Below are 23,105 nucleotides of genomic sequence, written 5' to 3' on the forward strand. Positions count from 1 at the left end.
TACAACGAGTCGTCGTTACGCCAGGTCGCGCTTGGCCGCGATCTTGGACGAGAGGCCGAAGATCTCGATGAAGCCCTGCGCCTTGGACTGGTCGAAGGTGTCGCCCGAGTCGTAGGTGGCGAGGTTGAAGTCGTACAGCGACTGCTCGGACCTGCGGCCGGTGACGACGGCGCGGCCGCCGTGCAGGGTCATCCGGATGTCACCGGTGACGTGCTGGTTGGCCTCGTTGATGAAGCCGTCCAGGGCCCGCTTGAGCGGGGAGAACCACAGGCCGTCGTAGACCATCTCGCCCCAGCGCTGCTCGACCTGCCGCTTGTAGCGGGCCAGTTCGCGCTCGACGGTGACGTTCTCCAGCTCCTGGTGGGCGGTGATCAGCGCGATCGCGCCCGGCGCCTCGTACACCTCACGGGACTTGATGCCGACGAGCCGGTCCTCGACCATGTCGATCCGGCCGATGCCCTGGGCGCCGGCCCGCTCGTTGAGCTGCTGGATCGCCTGGAGCACCGTGACGGGCTTGCCGTCGATGGCGACCGGGACGCCCTCCTTGAAGGAGACGACGACCTCGTCGGCCTCGCGCTGCTCGGCCGGGTTCGAGGTGTACTCGTAGATGTCCTCGATCGGCGCGTTCCAGATGTCCTCCAGGAAGCCGGTCTCGACGGCCCGCCCGAAGACGTTCTGGTCGATCGAGTACGGCGACTTCTTGGTGGTGGCGATGGGGAGGTTTTTGGCCTCGCAGAAGGCGATCGCCTTGTCCCGGGTCATCGCGTAGTCACGGACGGGGGCGATGCACTTCAGGTCCGGCCCGAGGGCCGCGATACCGGCCTCGAAGCGCACCTGGTCGTTGCCCTTGCCGGTGCAGCCGTGGGCGACCGTGGTGGCGCCGTGCTTCTTGGCGGCGGCCACCAGGTGCTTGACGATGGTCGGCCGCGACAGGGCGGAGACCAGCGGGTAGCGGTCCATGTAGAGGGCGTTGGCCTTGATCGCCGGGAGGCAGTACTCGTCGGCGAACTCGTCCTTCGCGTCCGCGACCTCGGCCTCGACGGCACCGCAGGCGAGCGCGCGCTTGCGGATGACGTCCAGGTCCTCGCCGCCCTGGCCGACGTCCACGGCAACGGCGATGACCTCGGCGCCCGTCTCCTCGGCGATCCAGCCGATGGCGACGGAGGTGTCCAGACCGCCCGAGTAGGCGAGTACGACGCGCTCGGTCACGGGTTTCTCCTTACGGTGCATTCGGTGATGGGTATAACTATGCAGTCGACCGTATGTTTTGTCAATGTGGGGGGAAGGAGTGGTTCCGGAAGACCTCCGGGGACCGTTCGGCCACGCGTGCGGGGTAACGTTTCGGCCCCCTGAGAGGACGTCAGCGGGCGGGCCGCGTACGGTCTGCGGCATGATGCGTACCGCTCTCGCGCTGAGCGCTGCCCTGCTCGCGCTCGCGACCCCGGCCGCCACCGCGGACTCCGCCCGCCCGTTCCCGGCCACCCACCTGCCCCACCTGATGGCGGACACCGGCGGTGGCACCCAGCTGATCACCGCCGAGGCGCCGTCCCCGGGCTCCACCACGGGCCGGCTGAGCTGGTGGACCAAGCGCGGCCCGATGTGGGCGCTGTCCGGCTGGACCGAGGCGCGGTTCGGCGGGAACGGGCTGGTCGAGGGCGGTTCCCGCAAGCAGGGCACCAACACGACCCCGACCGGTCTGTACGACCTGCCGTACGCGTTCGGCACCGAGGCCGCACCCTTTGGCACCCGCTACGACTACCGCCGCGCCACGGGCAGGTCCTGGTGGTGCGAGGACAACGCCTCCAAGGCGTACAACCGCTGGGTGGAGGGGCTGCCCGGGGACTGCCGCGCGAGCGAGTCGGAGCGGATCACCGCGTTCGGGACCCAGTACGCGCACGCGCTGGTGATCGGCTTCAACTACGACCAGCCGGTGCGGGGGCGCGGCGCCGGCATCTTCTTGCACGTCAACGGTCGCGGCTCGACGGCCGGTTGCGTCTCGGTACCGGCGTACGCGATGGACCGCATCCTGGCCTGGGCCGACCCGGCCAAGCATCCCCACATCGCGATCGGCACGATGTCCGGGCCGACGTCGATCACCCGTTACTAGCGGTACGGAACGGCGAAGGGGCGGGCGACCGGAATTCCGGTCGCCCGCCCCTTCGCTCGCCGCCCTACCGGTCGTTCTGCGCCAGCCGCAGCAGGTGGTCCGCCAGGGCCTGGCCGCCGCTCGGGTCGCGGCTGATCAGCATCAACGTGTCGTCGCCCGCGATCGTGCCCAGGATGTCGTGCAGCTCGGCCTGGTCGATGGCCGAGGCGAGGAACTGGGCGGCGCCCGGGGGCGTGCGCAGGACCACCAGGTTGGCCGAGGCCTCCGCGGAGATCAGCAGCTCCGCGGAGAGCCGGCGCATCCGCTCCTCCTTGGCCGACTCGCCGAGCGGCGCCTTGGGGGTGCGGAAGCCGCCCTCGCTGGGCACCGCGTAGATCAGCTCGCCGCCGGTGTTGCGGATCTTCACCGCGCCCAGCTCGTCGAGGTCGCGGGAGAGCGTCGCCTGGGTGACGCTCAGCCCGTCGTCCGCGAGCAGCTTGGCGAGCTGGCTCTGGGACCGCACCGGCTGCCGGTTGAGGATGTCCACGATCCGGCGGTGGCGGGCGGTGCGGGTCTGCGGTACGGCGGGGCCGCCCGGCTCGAAGTCCTGCGCCTCGTCGGTCATCGTCGTCTCATTCTCCGGATCGTCCGTCCCCGTTGGTCACCGCGTCGAGGACACCGGGCAGCGCCCGGAGGAACGCGTCCACCTCCGCGTCACCGATGATCAGCGGCGGCATGAGCCGTACGACATCGGGGGCGGGCGCGTTGACCAGGAAGCCGGCATCCTGAGCCGCCTGCTGCACCTGGGCAGCCACGGGCTCGGTGAGCACGATACCCAGCAGCAGGCCCGCACCACGGACATGGGAGACCAACGGGTGCGCCAGCGCCTCGATTCCGCCGCTCAGCCGCTCGCCGGTGCGGCGGACGCCGTCGAGGAATCCGTCGGCCGCCAGCGTGTCCAGAACGGCGAGTCCGGCCGCGCACGCCACCGGGTTCCCGCCGAAGGTCGTGCCGTGCTGGCCGGGCTTGAGCAGGTCGGCGGCCCGGCCGAAGGCGACGGTCGCGCCGATGGGCAGCCCGCCGCCGAGGCCCTTGGCCAGGGTGACGAGATCGGGCTCGACGCCCTCGTGGCGCTGGTACTCGAACCACGCGCCGGTCCGCCCGATGCCGGTCTGCACCTCGTCGAGGACGAGCAGCGTGCCGGTCGCCGCGGTGATCTCCCGGGCGGCCCGCAGATAGCCCTCGGGGGGCACCACGACGCCGTTCTCGCCCTGGACGGGCTCGATGATCACCAGCGCGGTCTCCTCGGTCACCGCGGCCCGCAGCGCCTCGGCGTCCCCGTACGGCACATGCGTGACGTCACCGGGCAGTGGCCGGAACGGCTCCTGCTTCTTCGGCTGGCCGGTCAGCGCGAGCGCGCCCATGGTCCGGCCGTGGAAGCCGCCGTGGGTGGCGACCATGTGGGTACGCCCGGTCAGCCGCCCGATCTTGAAGGCGCCCTCGACGGCCTCGGCGCCCGAGTTGCAGAAGTAGACCCGGCCCGGCCGCCCGAAGAGCTGGATCAGCCGCTCGGCGAGCGCCACCGGCGGCTCGGAGATGAAGAGGTTGGAGACATGGCCGAGCGAGGCGATCTGCCGCGACACGGCCTCGACGACGGCCGGGTGGGCGTGGCCGAGCGCGTTCACCGCGATGCCGCCGACGAAGTCGGTGTACGCGGTGCCGTCCGCGTCCCAGACGGTGGCGCCCTCGCCGCGTACGAGCGCGAGCTTCGGCGTGCCGTAGTTGTCCGCCATCACCTGCTGCCAGCGCTGTGCCAGGCCGCTCATGACTCCCCCTGTCCGTCCGGCACGACCATCGTGCCGATGCCGTCGTTCGTGAAGATCTCCAGCAGGATGGAGTGCTGGACCCGGCCGTCGATCACGCGCGCGGTGGTGACGCCGTTGCGCACGGCGAACAGACAGCCCTCCATCTTGGGCACCATCCCGCTGGAGAGGTCGGGCAGCAGCCGCTCCAGCTGGCTCGCGGTGAGCTTGCTGATGACCTCGTCGCTGTGCGGCCAGTCCTCGTACAGCCCCTCGACGTCGGTCAGGACCATCAGGGTCTCGGCGCCCAGCGCAGCCGCAAGAGCCGCAGCCGCCGTATCAGCATTGACGTTGTAGACATGTCCGTCGTCCTGGGAGCGGGCGATCGAGGAGACGACCGGGATCCGGCCGTCCGCGAGCAGCGCCTCGATGGCTCCGGTGTCGATCGCGGTGATCTGCCCGACCCGGCCGATGTCGACGAGCTCGCCGTCTATCTCGGGCCGGTGCCGGGTCGCGGTGATGGTGTGGGCGTCCTCGCCGGTCATGCCGACGGCGAGCGGACCGTGCTGGTTGAGCAGTCCGACGAGCTCGCGCTGGACCTGCCCGGCGAGCACCATCCGTACGACGTCCATGGCCTCCGGGGTGGTCACCCGCAGCCCGGCCTTGAACTCGCTGACCAGGCCGTGCCGGTCGAGCTGGGCGCTGATCTGGGGGCCGCCGCCGTGCACCACGACGGGCTTGAGGCCGGCGTGCCGCAGGAAGACGACGTCCTGGGCGAAGGCCGCCTTCAGGTCCTCGTCGACCATGGCATTGCCGCCGAACTTGATGACGACGGTCTTGCCGTGGTGCCGGGTCAGCCACGGCAGCGCCTCGATGAGGATCTGCGCCTTCGGGAGCGCGGTGTGCTTGCGTGTGCTCATGAGCTGTACGCGCTGTTCTCGTGGACGTAGTCGGCGGTCAGGTCGTTGGACCAGATGACGACGGGGTCGGTGGATCCGGCGGCGAGGTCGGCGGTGATCGTGACCTCCCGGTAGCGCATGTCGACGAGGTCGCGGTCGTCGCCGACCGAGCCGTTCCGGCAGACCCAGACGCCGTTGATGGCGACGTTCAGCTTGTCCGGGTCGAAGGCGGCCCTGGTGGTGCCGATGGCGGACAGGACGCGGCCCCAGTTGGGGTCCTCGCCGTGCAGGGCGCACTTGAGGAGGTTGTTGCGGGCGATGGAGCGCCCGACCTCGACCGCGTCCTGTTCGCTCGCCGCGTTGACGACCTCGATCCGGATGTCCTTGCTGGCGCCCTCGGCGTCGCCGATGAGCTGCCGGGCGAGGTCGTCGCAGACGGTGCGTACGGCTTCGGCGAACTCCCCGTATTCCGGGGCGACCTGCGCGGCGCCCGAGGCGAGCAGCAGCACGGTGTCGTTGGTGGACATGCAGCCGTCGGAGTCGACCCGGTCGAAGGTGGTCCGGGTGGCGTCGCGCAGGGCGCGGTCCAGGACCGGCGCGTCCAGGTCGGCGTCGGTGGTGAGGACGACGAGCATGGTGGCGAGGCCGGGCGCGAGCATGCCCGCGCCCTTGGCCATGCCGCCGACGGTCCAGCCGTCCGCGTGGGCGACGACGGACGTCTTGTGCACGGTGTCGGTGGTCTTGATGGCGATGGCGGCCTTCTCGCCGCCGTGGGGGGAGAGTTCGGCCGCGGCCTTCTCGATGCCGGGCAGGAGCTTGTCCATCGGCAGCAGCACGCCGATGAGACCGGTCGACGCGACGGCGACCTCGCCCGCGCTGTGCCCGTCCAGGACCTCCGCGGCCTTCTCGGCGGTGGCGTGGGTGTCCTGGAAGCCCTTGGGGCCCGTACAGGCGTTGGCGCCACCGGAGTTGAGGACGACGGCGGACACCTCGCCGCCCTTGAGGACCTGCTCGGACCACAGGACGGGGGCGGCCTTGACGCGGTTGGAGGTGAAGACGCCCGCGGCGGCTCGGCGCGGCCCGGTGTTGACCACGAGGGCCAGGTCCGGGTTGCCGTTCTCCTTGATCCCGGCGGCGATGCCCGCCGCCGTGAACCCCTTGGCTGCCGTCACGCTCACTGTGTCTCCTCGTTCGCTTCTCCGCCCGCGCGGCGCGCCAGTGCGGCTCTCGTCGTCGGCTGCGGACCGGTGGCCGCGCGTACGTCGCTCACGGCGCAACTCCGATCGTGGTCAGGCCCATGGTCTCGTCGAGCCCCAGGGCGATGTTCATGCTCTGCACCGCGGCGCCCGCGGTGCCCTTGGTGAGGTTGTCGATGGCGCTCACCACGACGATCCGGTGCGCGCTCTCGTCGTACGCGACCTGGATCAGTGCGGCGTTGGAGCCGTACACGGAGGCGGTGGCGGGCCACTGCCCCTCGGGGAGCAGATGGACGAACGGCTCGTCCGCGTACGCCTTCTGGTACGCCGCCCGTACGGCCTCCCCGGTGACGCCCGGCTTCGCCTTCGCGGAGCAGGTGGCGAGGATGCCGCGGGGCATGGGGGCGAGGGTCGGCGTGAACGAGACGGTGACGCGCTCGCCGGCGGCGGCGCTCAGGTTCTGGATCATCTCGGGCGTGTGGCGGTGTCCGCCGCCGACGCCGTACGGGGACATCGACCCCATCACCTCGCTGCCGAGCAGATGCGCCTTGGGCGCCTTGCCCGCGCCGGAGGTGCCGGAGGCGGCGACGATCACGGCCTCGGGTTCGGCGAGGCCGCTCTCGTACGCGGGGAACAGGGCGAGCGAGGCGGCGGTGGGGTAGCAGCCGGGCACCGCGATGCGCCGGGCCCCCGCGAGAGCGGCCCGCCCGCCGGGCAGCTCGGGCAGCCCGTACGGCCAGGTCCCCGCGTGCGCGGACCCGTAGAACCTCTCCCACTCCCCCGCGTCCTTGAGCCGGAAGTCGGCGCCCATGTCGATGACGAGCACATCGTCGCCGAGCCGCTCGGCGACGGCCGCGGACTGCCCGTGGGGCAGGGCCAGGAAGACGACGTCGTGGCCGCGCGCGAGCAGGTCGGGGTCGGTCGGCTCCAGAACGCGCCCGGCGAGCGGCAGCAGATGCGGCTGCAGCGCACCGAGCCGCTGCCCGGCGTTGGAGTGCCCGGTCAGGGCGCCGATCTCGACGCCGGGGTGCGCGACGAGCAGCCGCAACAGCTCCCCACCCGCGTACCCGCTCGCCCCGGCCACTGCCGCTCGTACCGCCATCGAAGCCTCCTCGTCGATGGCATGACTATACGGGGTTATGCAGTTTTATGCAAAGGGCTGGCGGAGCCGCGACATGACACGGCCCCGCGCCCCATGAAGGGGCGCGGGGCCGTATCGGACTTCTACGGGGCCGCTCAGTTGTTCTTGGCGGCGCGCTCCGCGTTCTTCTTCTTGATGCGGACCGTCTCCGCGCGCACCTCCGACTGGGTGGCGCGCTCCTTCTGGAGCCAGTCGGGGTTCTCCTGCTTCAGGGCCTCGATCTGGTCCGTGGTCAGGGGCTCGGTGACGCCGCCGCGGGCCAGGCCCGCGATGGAGACGCCGAGCTTCTCCGCGACCACCGGGCGGGGGTGCGGGCCGGTGCGGCGCAGCTCCTGGAGCCACTGGGGCGGGTCGGCCTGCAGCGCGCTCAGCTCGGTGCGCGAGACGACACCCTCCTGGAACTCCGTGGGGGTGGCCTCTAGGTACACACCCAGCTTCTTCGCCGCGGTGGCGGGCTTCATCGTCTGGGTGGTCTTGTGCGACGTCATGGTGTCAAGGGTAGCGAGCGTGTGCGATACCGCCGACCACGACCGGTAACCTGGCGTAGTGACAGGCTCCGAGGTTCCCCCCGCTTTCCGGCTCGCATACGTCCCTGGCGTGACGCCGACGAAGTGGGTGCGCATCTGGAACGAGCGGCTGCCCGACATCCCGCTGACCTTGGTGGCCGTGCCCGCGGCCGACGCGTTCGAGCTGCTGCGCGGCGGTGGCGCCGACGCCGGTTTCGTACGGCTGCCGGTCGACCGTACGGATCTGAGCGCGATCCCGCTCTACACCGAGACGACCGTCGTGGTGATCCCCAAGGATCACGCCATGGCCGCCGTGGAGGAGGTCCCGGCCGAGGAGCTGGCCGACGAGATCGTGCTGCATCCGCTCGACGACACCCTCGGCTGGGAGCGTCCGCCGGGGCAGCCCGCGTTCGAGCGCCCGGCCACCACGGCGGACGCCGTGGAGCTGGTGGCGGCGGGCATCGGGCTCCTCGTCGTGCCGCAGTCGCTGGCCCGGCTGCACCACCGCAAGGACCTCACCTACCGGACGCTCACGGGCACCCCCCAGTCGCGCGTCGCCCTGTCGTGGCCCGAGGACAGGACCACCGACCTGGTGGAGGACTTCATCGGGATCGTCCGGGGGCGGACCGTCAACAGCTCCCGGGGGCGCAAGCCCGCCCCGCAGTCCAAGGCCAAGGCCCCGGCGAAGCGCAAGCCCGCGCCCGGGAAGTCGGGTGGCAAGCCGGTCGGGAAGAGCCCGCGCGGCGGCGCCAAGAGCGGCGGCAGCAAGGGCAGCGGCAATAAGGGCGCGAAGCCCGGCAACAAGCCCCGCCGCCGCCCGTGACCCCTCCCCCGTAGCCGCCTCAGTACCCCGTCGGCCGCACCAGCCCCGTCTCGTACGCGAACACCGCCGCCTGTGTGCGGTCCCGCAGGTTCAGTTTCACCAGCATCCGGCTCACGTGCGTCTTCACCGTCTGCTCCGCCACCAGCAGCCGCGCCGCGATCTCCGCGTTGGACAGGCCCTGGGCGATCAGGGACAGGACTTCCGTCTCGCGTTCGGTCAGGGTGGCGACGCGGTCCTTGAGCGGGGCCCGGGGGCCCGACGCCGTCCGGGAGAACTCGGCTATCAGGCGCTTGGTGATGTTCGGGGCGAGCAGCGCGTCGCCCGCGGCCACCACCCGTACCGCATGGGCGAGTTCGGCGGCCGAGGCGTCCTTGAGGAGGAATCCGGAAGCACCCGCGCGCAGCGCGTCGTACACGTACTCGTCCAGGTCGAACGTGGTCAGGATGAGCACCTTGACCGAGGAGTCGGGGGTGACGCGGCGGGTCGCCTCGATGCCGCCGAGGCCGGGCATGCGGATGTCCATCAGGACGACGTCCGGGGCGAGTTCGGCGACCTTGGCCACCGCGTCGAGGCCGTCGACGGCCTGGCCGACGACCTCGATGCCGGGCTCGGCGTTGAGCAGTACCGTAAAGCCCTGACGGACCATCATCTGGTCGTCGGCGATCAGGACGCGGATGGTCATGCGTGGCCCTTCAGGGGAAGCGCGGCGGTGACTTCGTAACCGCCGTCGGGGGTGGCGCCGGCGGCCATTTCGCCCCCCAGCATGGCAGTGCGTTCGCGCATGCCGAGCAGCCCGTGCCCGGCGCCCGGCGAGGGCGCGACCGGCCGGTCCGGTGCGGTGTTGGCGACCCGTACCACCAACTCGGCGCTCTGGTGGGCCAGTTCGACCCGCACGGTCGAGCCGGGCGCGTGCCGCATCGCGTTGCTCAGCGCCTCCTGCACGATACGGAACGCCGACAGCTCGACGCCGGGCGAGAGCGGCCGGGGCGTGCCGGTGCGGTCGACGGTGACGGTGAGCCCGGCGCCCCGGACATTGTCCACCAGCTCGTCGAGCCGGTCGAGGGAGGGCTGCGGCGCGTGGGGCGCGCCCTCGGCGCCGGGGTCCTCGGAGCGGAGGACGCCGAGCACGCGGCGCAGTTCGGTCAGCGCGTCGACCGCGTTCTGACGGATGCCGGCCAGGTTCTCCTTCAGCTCGTCGGAGGGGTTCTCGACGAGGTGCGGGGCGACCTGGGCCTGGATGGAGATGACCGACATGTGGTGGGCGACGACGTCGTGGAGCTCGCGGGCGATCCGGTTGCGCTCCTCAAGGAGGGTCCGCCGGGCCCGTTCCTCGGCGGTCACCTCCTCCTGTACGACGAGCTCCTTGCGGGCCACCCGGCGGCCGCGCAGGGCCGCGCCGAGCAGGGTCGCGGTGGCGAGGACGGCCACGGCGAACCCGAAGTCGATGTTGTACTGCGCGGTGAACGCGAGGGCGACGAGCCCGGTGGCCGAGCTGATCAGCAGCGCCGACACGGCGGCCCGGGGCCGCAGCCGCAGGGCGAGCAGGAAGAGCACCATGGCCTGCATGGCGATACCGGCCGACGTCCACGGGTAGTCGGGGCCGGGGCCGGTGAACGGGCCGAGGGAGCCGACGGGCACCGGCGGACGGGTGTGCCCGGCGGGGTCCCACGGGCCCCCGGGTACCGGCGTGGGCATGATGATCCGCCCGTCCGCCGCCCGCGCCGCGAAGAACATGACCGCGGTCACCGCCCACCAGGCCGCCACCGGACGGTAGAGCGCGACGACGACCGACACCGCCTGGACGCCCGCCAGCAGGACGGCGAGGCCCGTGCCGAGGTTGTAGCCGACGTGGTACTGGTGGACGTCGACGACCATCGCCGTGGCCGCGAAGACGACGAGGACCATCAGCGACACCGGCCGCCAGACCGGGTATCCCGGCTCCCCCACCCGTGGCACCGGCTCGGACCTCACCTGCCACAGATCCTCGCGCAGGGCCGTCGGCACACCGCGCAGCGCCGCCGCGATCCGCCGCCCCGCCGTCCTCCCCGTAAGGTCCACAAGATCAACCCTAGGCACTGTGCACCGCCTTGATCCGCGCGGGGTGGCCTTCGCGCACGACGACGCTGCGGCCACGCCTGCCCTGCTCGTACGTACGGAACGCCGCCCAGCACACCGTGAGCGCCACCGCGAACACCGGCAGCCAGGCGAGCCGGGCCAGCACCCAGCCGGTGCCGTCGGGCACGGTGTGCAGACCGGGCAGCACACCGCCCGCGAACAGGGCGGTCGCGGTGACCGCGATCATCGCGGTCTGGTGCCAGAGGAAGATCGTCATGGCGTTGAGGTTGACCAGCGCCACCGCCGCCCAGAGCGCGGGGCGGCGCAGCAGCCCGCGCAGCGGGCCGCGCACCAGGAGCGCGAGGCCGCACTGGGCGAGCCCGAAGGTGACGGCGGCGAGCGTCGGCGGGTTGAGGTTGGAGACCGGGGCGCCCGGGACGCCCACCATCGACGCCGGGTAGCCCGCGAACAGGACGAGCAGCGCGGTGGTGGCCGCGCCCCCGACGAGCAGCACCCAGCCGGTCGCCCGGCCCGTCAGTCCGCCCCGCGCCCAGGCGGCGCCCAGGCAGTACGGGACCAGCCACCCGGCCGCCACGTTGATCCAGCCGGTCCAGGCGGCGCCGCCGTAGCCGAAGCGGTAGAGGTCGACGTAGAGGACGACCGCCAGCGGCCACAGCGGATGCACCTTGGCGACCAGCGGGGTCGCCGCCGTCAGGGCGGTGAAGACCAGCAGGAACCAGAGCGGCGAGAGCACCAGCTTGACCAGGGTGTGCACGGTGTCGAAGCCGACACCGCCGACGAGCAGCGCGCCGACGGCCACCGACCACACCGCGAGGACGGCCGCGACCGGGCGGAAGAACCGGGCGAGCCGGGCGCCCAGCCACCGCTGATATGTCACGCCCCGGGCCCGGGCACAGGCGTAACCTTGCGCGCCCATCTGCCCGCCGACCAGGAAGAACACGGCCAGGGTCTGGAACACCCAGGAGACCGGGATGAACCGTGGCAGATGCTGGAGCGGGCTCGCGGCGCGGACCGTGCCGCTGTCGGCGACCAGCGCGGTCACCAGCCAGTGGCCGAGGACCACACCGAGGATGGCGAGCGCGCGCAGGGCGTCGACGGCGCGGTCCCGGTCGGGCGGGGTGGCGGCGTCGATCCGCCGGACGAACTCACGCATGACGCTCCTCGGTGGGCTGGAGTCCGGAGGCGATCCGGGCGATGTTGCGCAGGGACACGGAGCCGGGTCTCAGGTAGTCGCTGTGGCCGCCGGAGCCCGCGTCGAAGACATGGGCCCCGAACCCCTTCGACAGCGGGTCGGCGCCGAACCCGACGGTGGTGAAAAGGAGCGGGAGCCGCAGATGGGGTACGTCGGCGATCCAGTCGCCGCTCCCCCGGCCCGCCCAGACGGCGGCTCGCGTGTGCAGATGCCCGACGTCGGGGACGCCGGTGCCCGGGCTGCCGTAGAGGACGAGGGCGGCGACCGGCAGCCCCGGGGCGGCCCGGGCGCAGACGACCGAGCCGTACGAGTGGCACAGCAGGGAGATCCGGGCGGAGGGTTTCACGGCGTTCAACTGCCCTATGAATGTGTCGAGTTGAGGGGCAGCGCTCTCGGCGCGGCCGGATGTCGCCGCCTCGGGGCTGAACGTGGCCGGGGTCGCATAGCCCAGCCAGGCCACGACGGCGGCCCGCTCGCCCATCTGCCGCTCAAGCGCCTCGGCACCCGCGCGCAGCCGCCCGTACGTGTCGAGGCTGGTGTCCGAGCCCGGCACCAGCACCGCGACGCGGTCGGCGTGCGCGAGGTCGCCGAACACCTCGGCGGTACGGCCGCCGTTGCGGCCGTCGAAGGCGAGGAAGTGCCGGTCCGGGGCGTCCATGGCGCGCAGCGCGGCGGCGCGCCTGCGGTCGCCGTGGCCGTCCGCCGCCTTCTCGGCCGCCTCGATGCCCGCGCGGTTGACGGCGTACCGCGCGTCGAGCGCGGCGGGGGTCGCGGCCGTCAGCGGGGCGCGGGCGGCGGCGACCGGGGCCGGGGCCGGTACGGCGGCGGGGCGGGCCACGCCCGACAGCGGCACCGCGACCGACGCGACGACGAGCGCGGCCAGCAGGGTGCGGGTCGGGCGGCTGCTGCCGCTGAGGCGGAACGCCATGGTGGCTGGTCCTTCCGTACCGGGTGTCCTGTGTGTTTTCCGGTACCGAAGCTAGGGATCGCGTGCCGTCGTGCGCGTCCCGCCTCAGAGGGCATCCGCCGGGTAGCTCTCAGGTACTACGGGTAGTACCGGGTGGGCCCAACTGCCGCTCCGGGGTGGTGACATGCTGCGTCCACGGACCTGGACCGTGGGACGAGGGAGGAACGCCCGTGGGCGAGAACAAGCGGCGCATGCTGGCCGGTGAGTGGTATCTGCCCGACGACCCCGAGCTGGCGCGGGACACCGAGCGGCGGGTCCGGCTGTGCGCCGCGTACAACGCGGCCGCGACGGCCGCGCCCGGCGAGCGCTACAAGCTGCTCGCCGAGCTGCTGGGCGAGGTGGACGAGTCCGTACGCGTCCGGCCGCCGTTCCACTGCGACTTCGGGTACAACATCAGCATCGGCGCGGGGACGTTCGTGAACTTCGGCGCGGTGTTCCTCGACACGGGGCGGATCACGGTCGGCGCGGATGTGCAGATCGGACCGAACGTGCAGCTCCTCACGCCCACCCATGAGTTGGACGCGGCGCGGCGGCGGGAGGGGTGGGAGAAGGCCCTGCCGGTCACGATCGGGGACAACGTGTGGCTGGGTGGCGGGGTGATCGTGTGTCCCGGGGTGACGATCGGGGCCGACACGGTGGTGGGGGCGGGGGCTGTGGTGACCCGGGATCTACCGGGCGGGGTGCTGGCTGTGGGGAACCCCGCGCGGCTGGTGCGGGAGTTGAGCTGAGCGCTCTACTGTGCGTGTTCGTCCGCGGACCGTGCTTGGCTGGTCGCGCAGTTCCCCGCGCCCCTGTAGGTGACCGGGACCGTAGCGGCTTCCACTACCCCGCCAGGCTCGGCAGGCTCAGGTGCCAGCGGTGGGCGCCGCCTGTCAGGGTGACCGTCGACAAGGGGCGGACCTCGACGTTCCAGTACGCCGACGGCGGCGCCTTCAGGGCGTACACCAGCGCGGCCCGTACGACCGCCGGTTCGGCGACCGCCACCATCGCGCCGTCCTCGGCGGGCCGGGTGTCCAGCCAGCTCCCTATCCGCGCGATGAAGCCGAACAGCGGCTCGCCGCCGTGCGGGGCCGAGCGCGGGTCGGCGAGCCAGGCGTCGACGGCGGCCGGGTCGTGGGCCGCGACCTCGGCGAGCGTGTAGCCGCGCCAGCGGCCCATGTCGCAGTCGCGCAGCGCGGGCTGGGCCATCGGGGCGTACCCCAGCGCCTCGCCGGTGGCCCGGCTGCGCGCGGTCGGCGAGCAGTAGCGCAGCTCGGCCGCGCCGAGCGGCACCAGGGCGGGCGCGGCGAGGCGCACCTCGTCCCAGCCGGGCCCGTCGAGCGGGCGGTCGTCGTCGAAGCGCTCGGCCAGCAACGCCGAGCTGCGTGCGGCCGTGACCAGCGTGAGCCGGACAGTCATGGCCGAGATCGTGCGACCAGACCTGCCCACGGGTCAAGAGGTCGCGGCCGCGCCCGTCTCCCGGTACGCCGTGCGCAGCCTTCGTACCCCTTCGGTGATCTCCGACCTGCCCGCCACTCCCGCGAAGCTCAGGCGCAGGTGGGCGGCGGGGGGTTCGGCGCTGAAGTAGGGGCGGCCGGGGGCCACGGCCACGCCCGCGCGCAGGGCCGCGGCGGTGAGGGCGGACTCGGGGGTGCCGTCGGGCAGGCGCAGCCAGACGTGGTAGCCGCCGAACGGGAGGTGCGGCAGGTCCACCTCGGGCAGGTGCTCGGCCAGTGCCGCCGCCATGGTCTGGCGGCGGGCCGCCAGCTCGGCCGCGACGGACCGCAGATGGCGGGGCCAGGCCGGGGAGCCGACCAGTTCCAGGGCCGCCTCCTGGAGCGGGCGCGGCACGAAGAAGCTGTCGACGACCTGGATCGCCCGCAGGCGTTCCAGGACCGGGCCGCGCGCGGCGAGCGCGCCGACGCGCAGGCTCGGCGAGGTCGCCTTGGTGAGCGAGCAGACATGGACGACCACGCCGTCCGGGTCGTCGGCGGCCAGCGGCGCGGGCAGCGGCCCGGCGTCCGCGTGGACGAGCCTGCGCGCGAAGTCGTCCTCGACCACGAACGCCCCGAACTCCCGGGCGATGCCGAGCACTTCGGCCCGCCGGGCCGGGGAGAGCACCGCACCCGTCGGGTTCTGGAAGAGCGGCTGGCAGACCAGGACGCGGGCCCCGGTGGCCTTGAACGCCGCCGCGAGCAGTTCGGGCCGCACCCCGTCGGTGTCGGCCGGCACCGGCACCGGCCGCAGCCCCGAGGCGCGGGCCACCGCCAGCATGCCGGGGTAGGTGGGCGACTCCACCAGTACGGGCGCGCCCGGCGGCGCGAGCGCGCGCAGCGCGGTGGTGAGCGCGGACTGGCCACCGGCGCAGATCAGCACCTCGGCCGCGGTGACCGTGCCGCCGATCTCGCGGGCGAACCAGGCGCGCAGCTCGGTGAGGCCGTCGACCGGCGGCCGCCCCCACGCGCCCGGACGGCGTCCGGCCCTGGCCAGTGCGGCGGCCATGGCGCGCTCGGGCTGGAGGCCGGGGGCGAGGTAGCCGCCGTTGAACTCGATCACCCCGGTGGAGGGGGCGGCGAGCGTCACCAGGACACCGGAGGCGTCGACCGCGCGCGGCACCAGCTCGGTGGCGCCCTCCGCGCTGAGCGCGACCTCCTGCCAGGAGGTGTCGCCGGAGCGGGCCGTATGCGCGCGGGGCTCGGCGCGGAAGACACCGGCGCCGGGCCGGGTGACGACCAGTCCCTCGGCGGCGAGCTGCGCCAGCGCGCGCGAGACGGTCACCGGGGAGACCCGGTACCGCTCGACGAGCGCCCGACTCGACGGCAGCTTTCCCCCTACCGAGTATCGGTCGAGCTCATCCTTCAGGGATTTCGCCAGTTCGGCCACACTGCTACGCTCATGCATGACAGCACAGGATAGCGCTACCGCCCAGAGTTCGATAGCAGTCGCCACCCCCGACCGGACCGAAGGCCCGGCCACCCCGGCCGCGTCCGACACCCCGGTCGCCACTGCCGTCGCGGCCACTTCCCGTAACGGCTCGCTGCTGGCCGGGCTCGGTGTCATCGCCTTCTCGCTGACCTTCCCCGCCACCGCCTGGGGATTGGAGAGCTTCGGGCCGTGGTCGCTCGTGACCGTCCGCTGTCTGCTCGCCGGACTGCTCGCGGGCACGTTCTTGCTGGTGGGGCGGGTGTCCCTGCCGGAGCGCAGGCACTGGGCCGGACTCGCCGTGGTCGCCGCCGGGGTGGTGGTCGGCTTCCCGCTGCTGACCACGCTCGCCCTCCGGACCTCGACCACCTCGCACGCGGCCGTCGTGGTGGGCCTGCTGCCACTGACCACGGCCGCGCTCTCCGCCGTGCGGACGAAGCGGCGCCCGTCCCGCGCGTTCTGGGCGGCGGCGCTCGCCGGTGCCGGGGTCGTGGTCGCCTTCACCGTCGGGCAGAGCGGCGGCGCCCTGTCCACCGGCGATCTCTACCTCTTCGGCGCGCTGCTGATCTGCGCGGCCGGATACACCGAGGGCGGCCGGCTGGCCCGGCTGATGCCGGGGTGGCAGGTGATCGGCTGGGCGCTGATCCTCACCCTGCCGCTCGCCGCCGTGGGCGCGGCCTTCGCGCTCGCCGCCGAACCCGTCCACCTCACCGCGCACGGCGTGGCCGGGGTCCTGTGGGTGGCGGCCGGGTCGCAGTTCTTCGGGCTGTACGTCTGGTACCGGGGCATGGCCGCCATCGGTGTCCCCCGGGCCAGCCAGCTCCAGCTGGCGCAGCCGCTCCTTACCCTCCTCTGGGCGGTCCTGCTGCTCGGCGAGCACCTCTCCCCCGCCGCCCCGCTGGCCGCCGCCGGGGTCCTGCTCTGCATCGCGGTCACCCAGCGCGCGGCCGCGTGAGACCCGCCTGAAACCAGCCATCCGGGGCCTCGGACGGCCCCCGGATGGCTCTGCGCAACAGGCTCGACTCGGGCCCGCGCCCTTAGAATGAGTGCATGCGAGCGAGTGTGGGCGACCGGCTGCTGGTCCACGGCAGGACCGTCGGACAGCACGACCGGAGCGCGGAAGTGATCGAGGTACTGGGCCCCGAGGGGACACCGCCCTACCGGGTGCGCTTCGAGGACGGGCACGAGACGCTGATGTCCCCGGGCCCCGACACCGTCGTACGCCATCTGACGGCCGAGGACTAGCGGCCTCCACAACCCAGTGGAGCCCGGTGGGGGTGTCAGGGGCGCACCCTGCCCGGGTAGTGGTCCGCGACCACGCGCGCCATCGCGCCGATCCGGTCCTGGGCCACGTCCTTCGCCGAGAAGAAGCAGTGTCCTCGCACCGAGGGGTACTTGCGCGCGAGCGTGAGGTGCCGGGACAGCTCGGCCGGGTCCTGCCAGGCCGCGGGCTGCGCCGGATCGCCCGCCTTGTACAGGGCCTCGCCGATGACGAGATCGGTGCCGCTGCCCCGGGCGACCGCGTCCCACCAGGCGACCAGCTTGGCGTAGTCGGCGGCGGGAAAGCCGATGTTCCAGTACACCTGCGGGCAGATGTAGTCGATCCAGTGCTCGCGGACCCACTTCCTGGTGTCGGCGTGCAGGTCGTCATAGGTCTGCACACCCGCCGTGGTGGGCGAGCCCAGCGGGTCGGTCGCCGCGTTGCGCCACACCGCGAACGGGCTGATCCCGAACCGCACCCGCTTGTTGACCGCCTTGATCCGCGCGGCCGTCTCCCGTACCAGCTTGTCGATGTTGTCGCGCCGCCAGGCGTCGCGGTCCGGGAAGCCCGCGCCGTAGCGGGCGTACGCGTCGTCGTCCGCGAAGCGCTGGCCCGCCACCGGGTACGGATAGAAGTAGTCGTCCCAGTGCACCGCGTCCACCGCGTACTTGGAGACCGCGTCCAGCATCGCGTCCTGCACGAAGCGGCGCACCTCGGGCAGCCCGGGGTTGTAGTAGAGCCGTCCGCCGTACGCCACGACCCAGTCGGGGTGCACCCGCGCGGGGTGGGTCGGGACGAGGCGGGACGGGTCGGTGTGGTTGGCCACGCGGTACGGGTTGAACCAGGCGTGCAGCTCCAGGCCGCGCCGGTGCGCCTCACGGACGGCGGTGCCCAGCGGGTCCCAGCCGGGGTCCTGGCCCTGGGTGCCGGTGAGGTACTGGGCCCAGGGCTCGTACGGGGACGGCCACAGGGCGTCGGCGGTCGGGCGGACCTGGAGGACCACCACATTGAGCCGGTCCGCCACCGCCCGGTCGAGGTGGGCCAGGAGCTCGCCGCGCTGCTCGACCGCGGAGAGCCCGGGTCTGGAGGGCCAGTCGAGGTTGGACACCGTGGCCAGCCACACACCCCGGAGCTCACGCGCCCGCGGCGCCTTCCACGGCCGGGCCGAAGCGGGGGCCGCCTGGGGCGCCCGTGCCTCGGCCGCACCCACCGTGACCAGGCCGTTCACCGCCCCCGCCGTCCCGGCCACCAGGGTGCCCGCCAGCAGTCCCCGCCGAGTGATCCGTCCCACTTCACGCCCTCCTCGCCGCAACGAATGTCCGGTGTTGCGCACAGCATGCCCGCCCCGCCCCGTGATCCATACGCAGGCGCGGAGTAACGTCGTGCGCTGGGACGGGCGCCGGAATCACACGGGGGACCCGCCGGGAGAAGTTTCGTAGAGCGATTTGTAGAAGCGAAAGGCACGATGTGACCGACATCGAACGCGTCGGAGTGGTGGGCTGCGGCCAGATGGGGGCCGGCATCGCGGAGGTCTGCGCCCGCAGCGGGCTGGACGTGAAGGTCGCCGAGACCACCGGCGAGGCCCTGGAGATCGGCCGTACCCGGCTGCACAACTCCCTTTCGAAGGCCGCCGAGCGCGGCAAGATCACCGAGGCGGAGCGGGACGAGGCGCTGGCCCGGCTCAGCTTCACCACGGACCTGGGCGAGTTCGCCGACCGCGACCTCGTCATCGAGGCCGTCGTCGAGAACGAGCAGATCAAGACCGAGATCTTCCAGGTCCTCGACCAGGTGGTGACCCGCCCGGACGCGATCCTCGCCTCCAACACCTCCTCCATCCCGCTGGTGAAGCTGGCGGTCGCCACCTCGCGGCCCGACCAGGTCATCGGCATCCACTTCTTCAACCCGGCGCCGGTGCAGAAGCTCGTCGAGCTGATCCCCGCGCTCACCACCTCCGAGGGCACCATCAGCCGGGCCCAGGCCGTGGTGGAGAAGATCCTCGGCAAGCACGCGATCCGCGCCCAGGACCGCTCGGGCTTCGTGGTCAACGCGCTCCTCATCCCGTATCTGCTCTCCGCGATCCGGATGTTCGAGTCGGGCATCGCCAGCCGTGAGGACATCGACAACGGCATGGAGCTGGGCTGCGCCCACCCGATGGGCCCGCTCAAGCTGTCCGATCTGATCGGTCTGGACACCGTCGCCTCGGTGGCGGACTCGATGTACGACGAGTTCAAGGAGCCGCTGTACGCGGCGCCTCCGCTGTTGCAGCGCATGGTGGACGCGGGGCGCCTGGGCCGCAAGACGGGGTCCGGTTTCTACTCCTACGCCTGAGTACGTCCGTAACCTCTGTTGCCGGGCCCGGTTCCTCTGTGTGAGGGCCGGGCCCGTCGCGTTCACACCGGGTGTGCGCGGCGAGCCCGCATATGCGGGTCGCACACTCTCCCGCCCCTGGAACAGGGCGAGTTGACTCCGTGACGAAAAGTCAATGGCACCCTCCCACAACGACGAAGGAGCCTCGCCGTGCCGAGCGACCCCGGCCGTCCGATGGCCGTCGACGAACTGTCCGAGTTACGCCGCTCCCTGGAAGTGGGTCTGGCCCGTATAGACGGGCAGCTGACCCTGCTCACCCACCGGAACGACCAGAGCGACCGTGAACTGACCGAACTGGGCGTACGGGTGGCGTCCCTGGAGCACACGAGGTGGCCGCTGCCCGCGATCACGGCGCTCACCGCCCTCGGCGCCCTGACCGTGGCGGTGTGGCAGGCGCTGGGGCGGTGACCGCGCTGCGCGGCGACTAGCCGTCGCCGAGCCGCATGTGGTGGAGCAGCAGGAGTCCGGCCGCCATGTTGGCGGCCGGGACCTCACCGCGGGCGATCATGTCCGGCACGAGCTTGAGCGGTATCCACTCGCGCCGTGACGACTCGAAGTCGTCCTCCGGATAGCCGATGTACTCGGCCGACTCCGACCAGTACAGATGGTGGCGGGCGTCGATGAGCCCGTTGGCGGGCTCGACGGTGAGGAGATGGCGCAGGGGGCCCGGCCGCCACCCGGTCTCCTCCTCCATCTCGCGGGCGGCCGCGGTCTCGATGTCCTCCCCGTCCTCGACGACGCCGGCGGCCAGCTCCCAGCCCCAGCTGTCGGTGATGAACCGGTGCCGCCAGAGCAGCAGGACCTCGTTGGCCTCGTTGACCGCGGTCGCCACGGCGACCGGGCGCAGCCGGATCAGGAAGTGGTCGAGGTGCCGCCCGTCCGGAAGGGCGACGTCGGCGAGATTGACCCGGAACCAGCGGTTCTCATACACAGTTTGTTCACTCAGGTTCGTCCACTGCACGTTTTTGCCACCTTCCGACAAGAGGATGGCAATATCGCAGCAGGCGCGCGCTCACAGGGGAACGCGCAGTGCCCCGTCGATCAGCTCGGCGGCTTCATCGGCGCCGGCGCAACCGCTCTCGACCAGATGCTCGCGTACGACGCGCAGCCGGTCGCGCAACCGCTGCGACTCCATCCCCCGGGCCCGCTCGGCCATTTCGACCGCCGTCGCGACGGCCCGGTCCGCCTCGCCCTGCCTGAGCTCGATCTGCGCGAGCATCGCCAGACGGTGCACCCTGCCCCGGTCGTGCGAGGGGGCGTGCGCCGCGAGGCCGGCCTGCTCGCGCGCGGCCGGCAGATCGCCGAGCCGCAGCAGGGCCTCCGCCACCTGGACGTTGACCAGGCCCGGCTGGACGTAGCCGGTCTCGGCGGGCTCGTTCTTCGGCCGGATGCGCTCGGCCGCGCGCTCGGCGCCCCTGATCGAGGAGAGCGCGCTGCGCCCGTCGCCGAGGTGCGCGTACGCCTTGGCCTGCATCGCGTGCAGATCGGCGGCGAGCGCCGGGGTGAGCTGATGGCCCGCCGCCCGCAGCGCCGCCTCCGCGAAGGCGACCGCCTGGCGGTAGTCCCGCATGAACAGCGACTGGTTGACGAGCAGGGCGATGACATAGGCGCCGAGCCCCCGGTCCCCACTGGCCTTCGCCAGCCGCAGCGCCTGGTGGAAGTAGCGCTGGGCCAGGCCCTGGGCGTTGGAGTCGTACGCGCAGATCCCGGCGATCGCGACCAGCCCCCCGGTCGCCCGGTGCAGCTGGCGGCCGGTCGCGTCGGTGTAGCAGCCGCGCAGCAGCGGCGCCGTCTCGGAGTTGAGGAAGCCGACGATGCGCGAGCGGGTGGCGATGCCTCCGGCCTTGCGGTACATCAGCTCGTAGTGCGCGCGGGCCGCCCGCAGCATCTCGATGTCGGAGTCGCCGACCGCGGTCTGGCCGTGCCGGGACACATCGGTGTCCTCCGGCGGGTTCTCCCACTCCCACACCGGCATCACGGCCGGGGTGCCCGTGACGGCCGGCGCGCCCAGTATGTGCGGGCGCTGCTGCTCGTCGGAGCGCCACAGGGCGGTGGCGCGCTCCACGAACCCGGCGAGCGGCGAGCCCACCGGCGCGACCGGCTCGCCCGGCACCCCGAGCCCGATGTCGTCGAGGGTGACCGGCCGGTGCAGCCGGGCCGCGAGCACCTCGCAGATCAGATCGGGCACCTGGCCGCGCGGCCGCTGCCCCTTCAACCACCGGGCCACCGCGGTGTGTTCGTACTTCAGCGCGAGCCCTCGGGCGCGGCCTGCCTGGTTCACATGGGCGGCAAGACCGGCGTTGGAGATGCCGGCCTCGTCGACCAGCGCGTCGAGCAGGGTATTGGGCTGCATCGTGCCCTCCGTTGGCTCGGTGCGCCCAGCGTAGAGGAGGCGCGTTCACACGGGGTGTGAAGGGAGTGCTCGCATTTATGCGCCGCGCACTCTGCCGCCGCGAGCGGGCTGCCGGTTGACTGAACTGCCTCTCCACAGAGGCGTGTCGGGCCGCCGGCTCCCCCTCGTACAGTGCGGCGGCCCGCTCCCGGCGCCGCCGGTCCTGCCGAACTGCCCGTCACTCCGCGGCAGGGCCGACGGCGCCTCATCTCCGCCTCAGCGCCGTGCCCGCGCGGCCGCCACGGCTCCGGGCTGTGCGGGCACGCGCACCCGGTCGTTGCGCAGCACCATCAGCGCCACATCGTCGGCGAGCTGTCCGCCGGTGTGCCGCAACAGCTCCCGCTGTACGCAGTGGATCACCGCCGCGGGGGACAGCGGGGTGTCCAGGGCCGCCCGGGCGAGTACTTCCTGCAGCCGGAAGAACCGCCCGGAGCGGTCCCTGGCGTCCTCGGCGCCGTCGGTGTGCAGACACAGCGCCTCGCCGGGCAGCAGCCGGGTGCACCGCCGCGCGGGCAGCTCGGCCGGGAGCGGGAACAGACCGAGCGGCGGCAGCGGATCGCCGAGCGGCAGCGGTTCGGCGCCGCCGCACAGCCGATGGGGCCAGGGATGGCCGCAGTTGAGCGCGAGCACCAGACCGTCGGGCCGGATCTCCAGGAGCAGTACGGTCACGAACTCCTCGGCGAGCGGGCTGTCGGGCGCGTCGGCGCGGCTCGCGGGGTGCTCGGCGCGGGCCCGCTCGCGCAGATGGCGCTGGAGCGCGCGCTCCAGGCGGCGCAGCACCCCGCCGAGGTCGGGCTCGTCGTGGACGGCCTCGCGGAAGCTGCCGAGGACGGCGGCGACCGCGCCGAGCGCGCCCAGACCGTGGCCGCGCACATCGCCTATGACGACCCGCACCCCGTACTGGGTGGCCATCGCCTCGTAGAGGTCGCCGCCGACACTCGCGCCCGCGCGGCCGGCGCAGAGCTGTGCGGCGGCCACGGTCAGCCCGTCGATACGGGGCGGCGGCGGGCGCAGCAGTACCCGCTGGGCGGCGTCCGCGACCTCCTGGACCAGGCTCAACTCCCGTGCCGCACCGGCGCGTACCGCGTGCAGCAGGAAGACGAGGGCGATCAGGAAGGCGGCGCAGGTGGCGATCCGCAGGCTCATCGAGTCGTCGGTGGCCAGCGGGCAGGTGAGCTCCCAGACGACGACCAGGACCAGCCACAGGACCGGCAGTGTCAGGGCGAGCCCGCGGCCCGTGGCCAGGGCTCTGGCCCAGGCCACCGCCCAACTCCCGGTACGCATCATTGCCGTCGGCCCCCCTAGGCCTCTGCTCCCCATGGCCCTCCGCCTGGCCGTCAAGGCCGGGTTGATTCTTTCGACGGTCCGCCTCTTTTTGCGCATATCGGCCCCGGTTCTCACCCGAACGAGTGAGAAGGTTCCGGTTGGCCGAAGAGGCCGTTCGTCCCCTGGGGCGGACAGGGCGGGACGACAGCGCGAAGGGCGCATCCGGAGAA

General features: G+C 72.6%; 24 protein-coding genes. 7 read left to right on the top strand and 17 right to left on the bottom strand.

What is annotated here, in order from left to right:
• Positions 1-15: 15 nt before the first annotated feature.
• On the bottom strand, positions 16-1,209 hold the full coding sequence (locus tag ACGFRG_RS20365; RefSeq protein WP_361430310.1) for an argininosuccinate synthase: 1,194 nt from the start codon (positions 1,207-1,209) through the stop codon (positions 16-18).
• 184 nt (positions 1,210-1,393) lie between these two features.
• Between ACGFRG_RS20365 and ACGFRG_RS20370 the strand changes: the two genes are divergently transcribed.
• Entirely contained in the window at positions 1,394-2,107 is a 714-nt protein-coding gene (locus ACGFRG_RS20370) for a L,D-transpeptidase family protein (RefSeq protein WP_361430321.1), read from the top strand.
• 64 nt (positions 2,108-2,171) lie between these two features.
• Here the strand turns inward: ACGFRG_RS20370 and ACGFRG_RS20375 are convergent, their stop codons facing one another.
• The 6 genes from ACGFRG_RS20375 to ACGFRG_RS20400 form a co-directional block, all read right to left on the bottom strand.
• Positions 2,172-2,711: an arginine repressor gene (locus ACGFRG_RS20375; protein WP_188271588.1), complete on the bottom strand. Its 540-nt coding sequence runs from the start codon at positions 2,709-2,711 to the stop codon at positions 2,172-2,174.
• Between the two features lie 7 nt (positions 2,712-2,718).
• The gene (locus ACGFRG_RS20380; protein WP_361430311.1) at positions 2,719-3,912 is read right to left on the bottom strand and encodes an acetylornithine transaminase; all 1,194 of its coding nucleotides are present in this window, start codon (positions 3,910-3,912) and stop codon (positions 2,719-2,721) included.
• Positions 3,909-4,808, bottom strand: coding sequence for an acetylglutamate kinase (gene argB, locus ACGFRG_RS20385; RefSeq protein ID WP_361430312.1), 900 nt, complete (start codon positions 4,806-4,808; stop codon positions 3,909-3,911). The genes ACGFRG_RS20380 and argB overlap by 4 nt, the downstream gene beginning before the upstream one ends.
• Positions 4,805-5,965 carry a bifunctional glutamate N-acetyltransferase/amino-acid acetyltransferase ArgJ gene (gene argJ, locus ACGFRG_RS20390; RefSeq protein ID WP_393265719.1) on the bottom strand — a complete coding sequence of 387 codons (1,161 nt, stop codon included), beginning with the start codon at positions 5,963-5,965 and terminating at the stop codon, positions 4,805-4,807. The genes argB and argJ overlap by 4 nt, the downstream gene beginning before the upstream one ends.
• Before the next feature lie 88 nt (positions 5,966-6,053).
• A complete protein-coding gene (gene argC, locus ACGFRG_RS20395) occupies positions 6,054-7,085 on the bottom strand; it encodes an N-acetyl-gamma-glutamyl-phosphate reductase (protein ID WP_361430315.1) in 1,032 nt (343 codons plus the stop codon).
• A 134-nt stretch (positions 7,086-7,219) separates the two neighbouring features.
• Complete coding sequence (locus tag ACGFRG_RS20400) at positions 7,220-7,612, bottom strand: DUF5997 family protein (RefSeq protein ID WP_361420901.1); 393 nt, start codon at positions 7,610-7,612, stop codon at positions 7,220-7,222.
• A 58-nt stretch (positions 7,613-7,670) separates the two neighbouring features.
• On the opposite strand from ACGFRG_RS20400, the gene ACGFRG_RS20405 reads away from it, so the two are divergent.
• Complete coding sequence (locus ACGFRG_RS20405) at positions 7,671-8,453, top strand: LysR family substrate-binding domain-containing protein (protein WP_393265723.1); 783 nt, start codon at positions 7,671-7,673, stop codon at positions 8,451-8,453.
• A 19-nt stretch (positions 8,454-8,472) separates the two neighbouring features.
• On the opposite strand, the gene ACGFRG_RS20410 is transcribed toward ACGFRG_RS20405, so the two are convergent.
• Genes ACGFRG_RS20410 through ACGFRG_RS20425 form a run of 4 tightly spaced genes read right to left on the bottom strand, consistent with a single transcriptional unit; the run spans position 8,473 to position 12,649 of the window.
• On the bottom strand, positions 8,473-9,135 hold the full coding sequence (locus ACGFRG_RS20410) for a response regulator transcription factor (RefSeq protein WP_361420907.1): 663 nt from the start codon (positions 9,133-9,135) through the stop codon (positions 8,473-8,475).
• A complete protein-coding gene (locus ACGFRG_RS20415; protein WP_393265726.1) occupies positions 9,132-10,511 on the bottom strand; it encodes a sensor histidine kinase in 1,380 nt (459 codons plus the stop codon). The genes ACGFRG_RS20410 and ACGFRG_RS20415 overlap by 4 nt, the downstream gene beginning before the upstream one ends.
• Before the next feature lie 10 nt (positions 10,512-10,521).
• Positions 10,522-11,682, bottom strand: coding sequence for an acyltransferase (locus tag ACGFRG_RS20420; RefSeq protein WP_361420913.1), 1,161 nt, complete (start codon positions 11,680-11,682; stop codon positions 10,522-10,524).
• Complete coding sequence (locus ACGFRG_RS20425; protein ID WP_361420916.1) at positions 11,675-12,649, bottom strand: alpha/beta hydrolase; 975 nt, start codon at positions 12,647-12,649, stop codon at positions 11,675-11,677. Before ACGFRG_RS20425 ends, ACGFRG_RS20420 begins: the two co-directional genes overlap by 8 nt.
• A 209-nt stretch (positions 12,650-12,858) precedes the next feature.
• On the opposite strand from ACGFRG_RS20425, the gene ACGFRG_RS20430 reads away from it, so the two are divergent.
• A complete protein-coding gene (locus ACGFRG_RS20430; protein ID WP_393265731.1) occupies positions 12,859-13,416 on the top strand; it encodes a sugar O-acetyltransferase in 558 nt (185 codons plus the stop codon).
• Between the two features lie 94 nt (positions 13,417-13,510).
• Here ACGFRG_RS20430 and ACGFRG_RS20435 read toward each other — a convergent pair whose 3' ends face one another.
• Entirely contained in the window at positions 13,511-14,086 is a 576-nt protein-coding gene (locus ACGFRG_RS20435) for a histidine phosphatase family protein (RefSeq protein ID WP_361420922.1), read from the bottom strand.
• 33 nt (positions 14,087-14,119) lie between these two features.
• Entirely contained in the window at positions 14,120-15,568 is a 1,449-nt protein-coding gene (locus ACGFRG_RS20440) for a PLP-dependent aminotransferase family protein (protein ID WP_393265734.1), read from the bottom strand.
• On the opposite strand from ACGFRG_RS20440, the gene ACGFRG_RS20445 reads away from it, so the two are divergent.
• On the top strand, positions 15,567-16,544 hold the full coding sequence (locus ACGFRG_RS20445; protein WP_361420928.1) for a DMT family transporter: 978 nt from the start codon (positions 15,567-15,569) through the stop codon (positions 16,542-16,544). The two genes, ACGFRG_RS20440 and ACGFRG_RS20445, sit on opposite strands and share 2 nt — an antisense overlap.
• 95 nt (positions 16,545-16,639) lie before the next feature.
• Positions 16,640-16,834, top strand: a complete 195-nt coding sequence (locus ACGFRG_RS20450; protein ID WP_361420931.1) for a DUF1918 domain-containing protein — start codon at positions 16,640-16,642, stop codon at positions 16,832-16,834.
• 35 nt (positions 16,835-16,869) lie between these two features.
• Here ACGFRG_RS20450 and ACGFRG_RS20455 read toward each other — a convergent pair whose 3' ends face one another.
• A complete protein-coding gene (locus tag ACGFRG_RS20455; protein ID WP_393265738.1) occupies positions 16,870-18,141 on the bottom strand; it encodes a glycoside hydrolase family 10 protein in 1,272 nt (423 codons plus the stop codon).
• A gap of 176 nt (positions 18,142-18,317) precedes the next feature.
• Here ACGFRG_RS20455 and ACGFRG_RS20460 point away from each other — a divergent pair, with 176 nt between their 5' ends.
• The gene (locus ACGFRG_RS20460; RefSeq protein ID WP_361420934.1) at positions 18,318-19,178 is read left to right on the top strand and encodes a 3-hydroxybutyryl-CoA dehydrogenase; all 861 of its coding nucleotides are present in this window, start codon (positions 18,318-18,320) and stop codon (positions 19,176-19,178) included.
• 189 nt (positions 19,179-19,367) lie between these two features.
• Positions 19,368-19,625, top strand: coding sequence for a hypothetical protein (locus tag ACGFRG_RS20465; RefSeq protein WP_188271603.1), 258 nt, complete (start codon positions 19,368-19,370; stop codon positions 19,623-19,625).
• A 16-nt stretch (positions 19,626-19,641) separates the two neighbouring features.
• Here the strand turns inward: ACGFRG_RS20465 and ACGFRG_RS20470 are convergent, their stop codons facing one another.
• The 3 genes from ACGFRG_RS20470 to ACGFRG_RS20480 form a co-directional block, all read right to left on the bottom strand.
• Positions 19,642-20,178 (bottom strand): NUDIX hydrolase, encoded by a 537-nt coding sequence (locus ACGFRG_RS20470; protein ID WP_361420938.1) that lies wholly within the window; start codon positions 20,176-20,178, stop codon positions 19,642-19,644.
• A 51-nt stretch (positions 20,179-20,229) separates the two neighbouring features.
• Positions 20,230-21,570: a transcriptional regulator gene (locus ACGFRG_RS20475; RefSeq protein ID WP_361420941.1), complete on the bottom strand. Its 1,341-nt coding sequence runs from the start codon at positions 21,568-21,570 to the stop codon at positions 20,230-20,232.
• Between the two features lie 255 nt (positions 21,571-21,825).
• The gene (locus ACGFRG_RS20480; RefSeq protein ID WP_393265743.1) at positions 21,826-22,896 is read right to left on the bottom strand and encodes a PP2C family protein-serine/threonine phosphatase; all 1,071 of its coding nucleotides are present in this window, start codon (positions 22,894-22,896) and stop codon (positions 21,826-21,828) included.
• Positions 22,897-23,105: the final 209 nt, after the last annotated feature.

Source organism: Streptomyces sp. NPDC048696, from assembly GCF_043198895.1.
Lineage (GTDB): Bacteria > Actinomycetota > Actinomycetes > Streptomycetales > Streptomycetaceae > Streptomyces.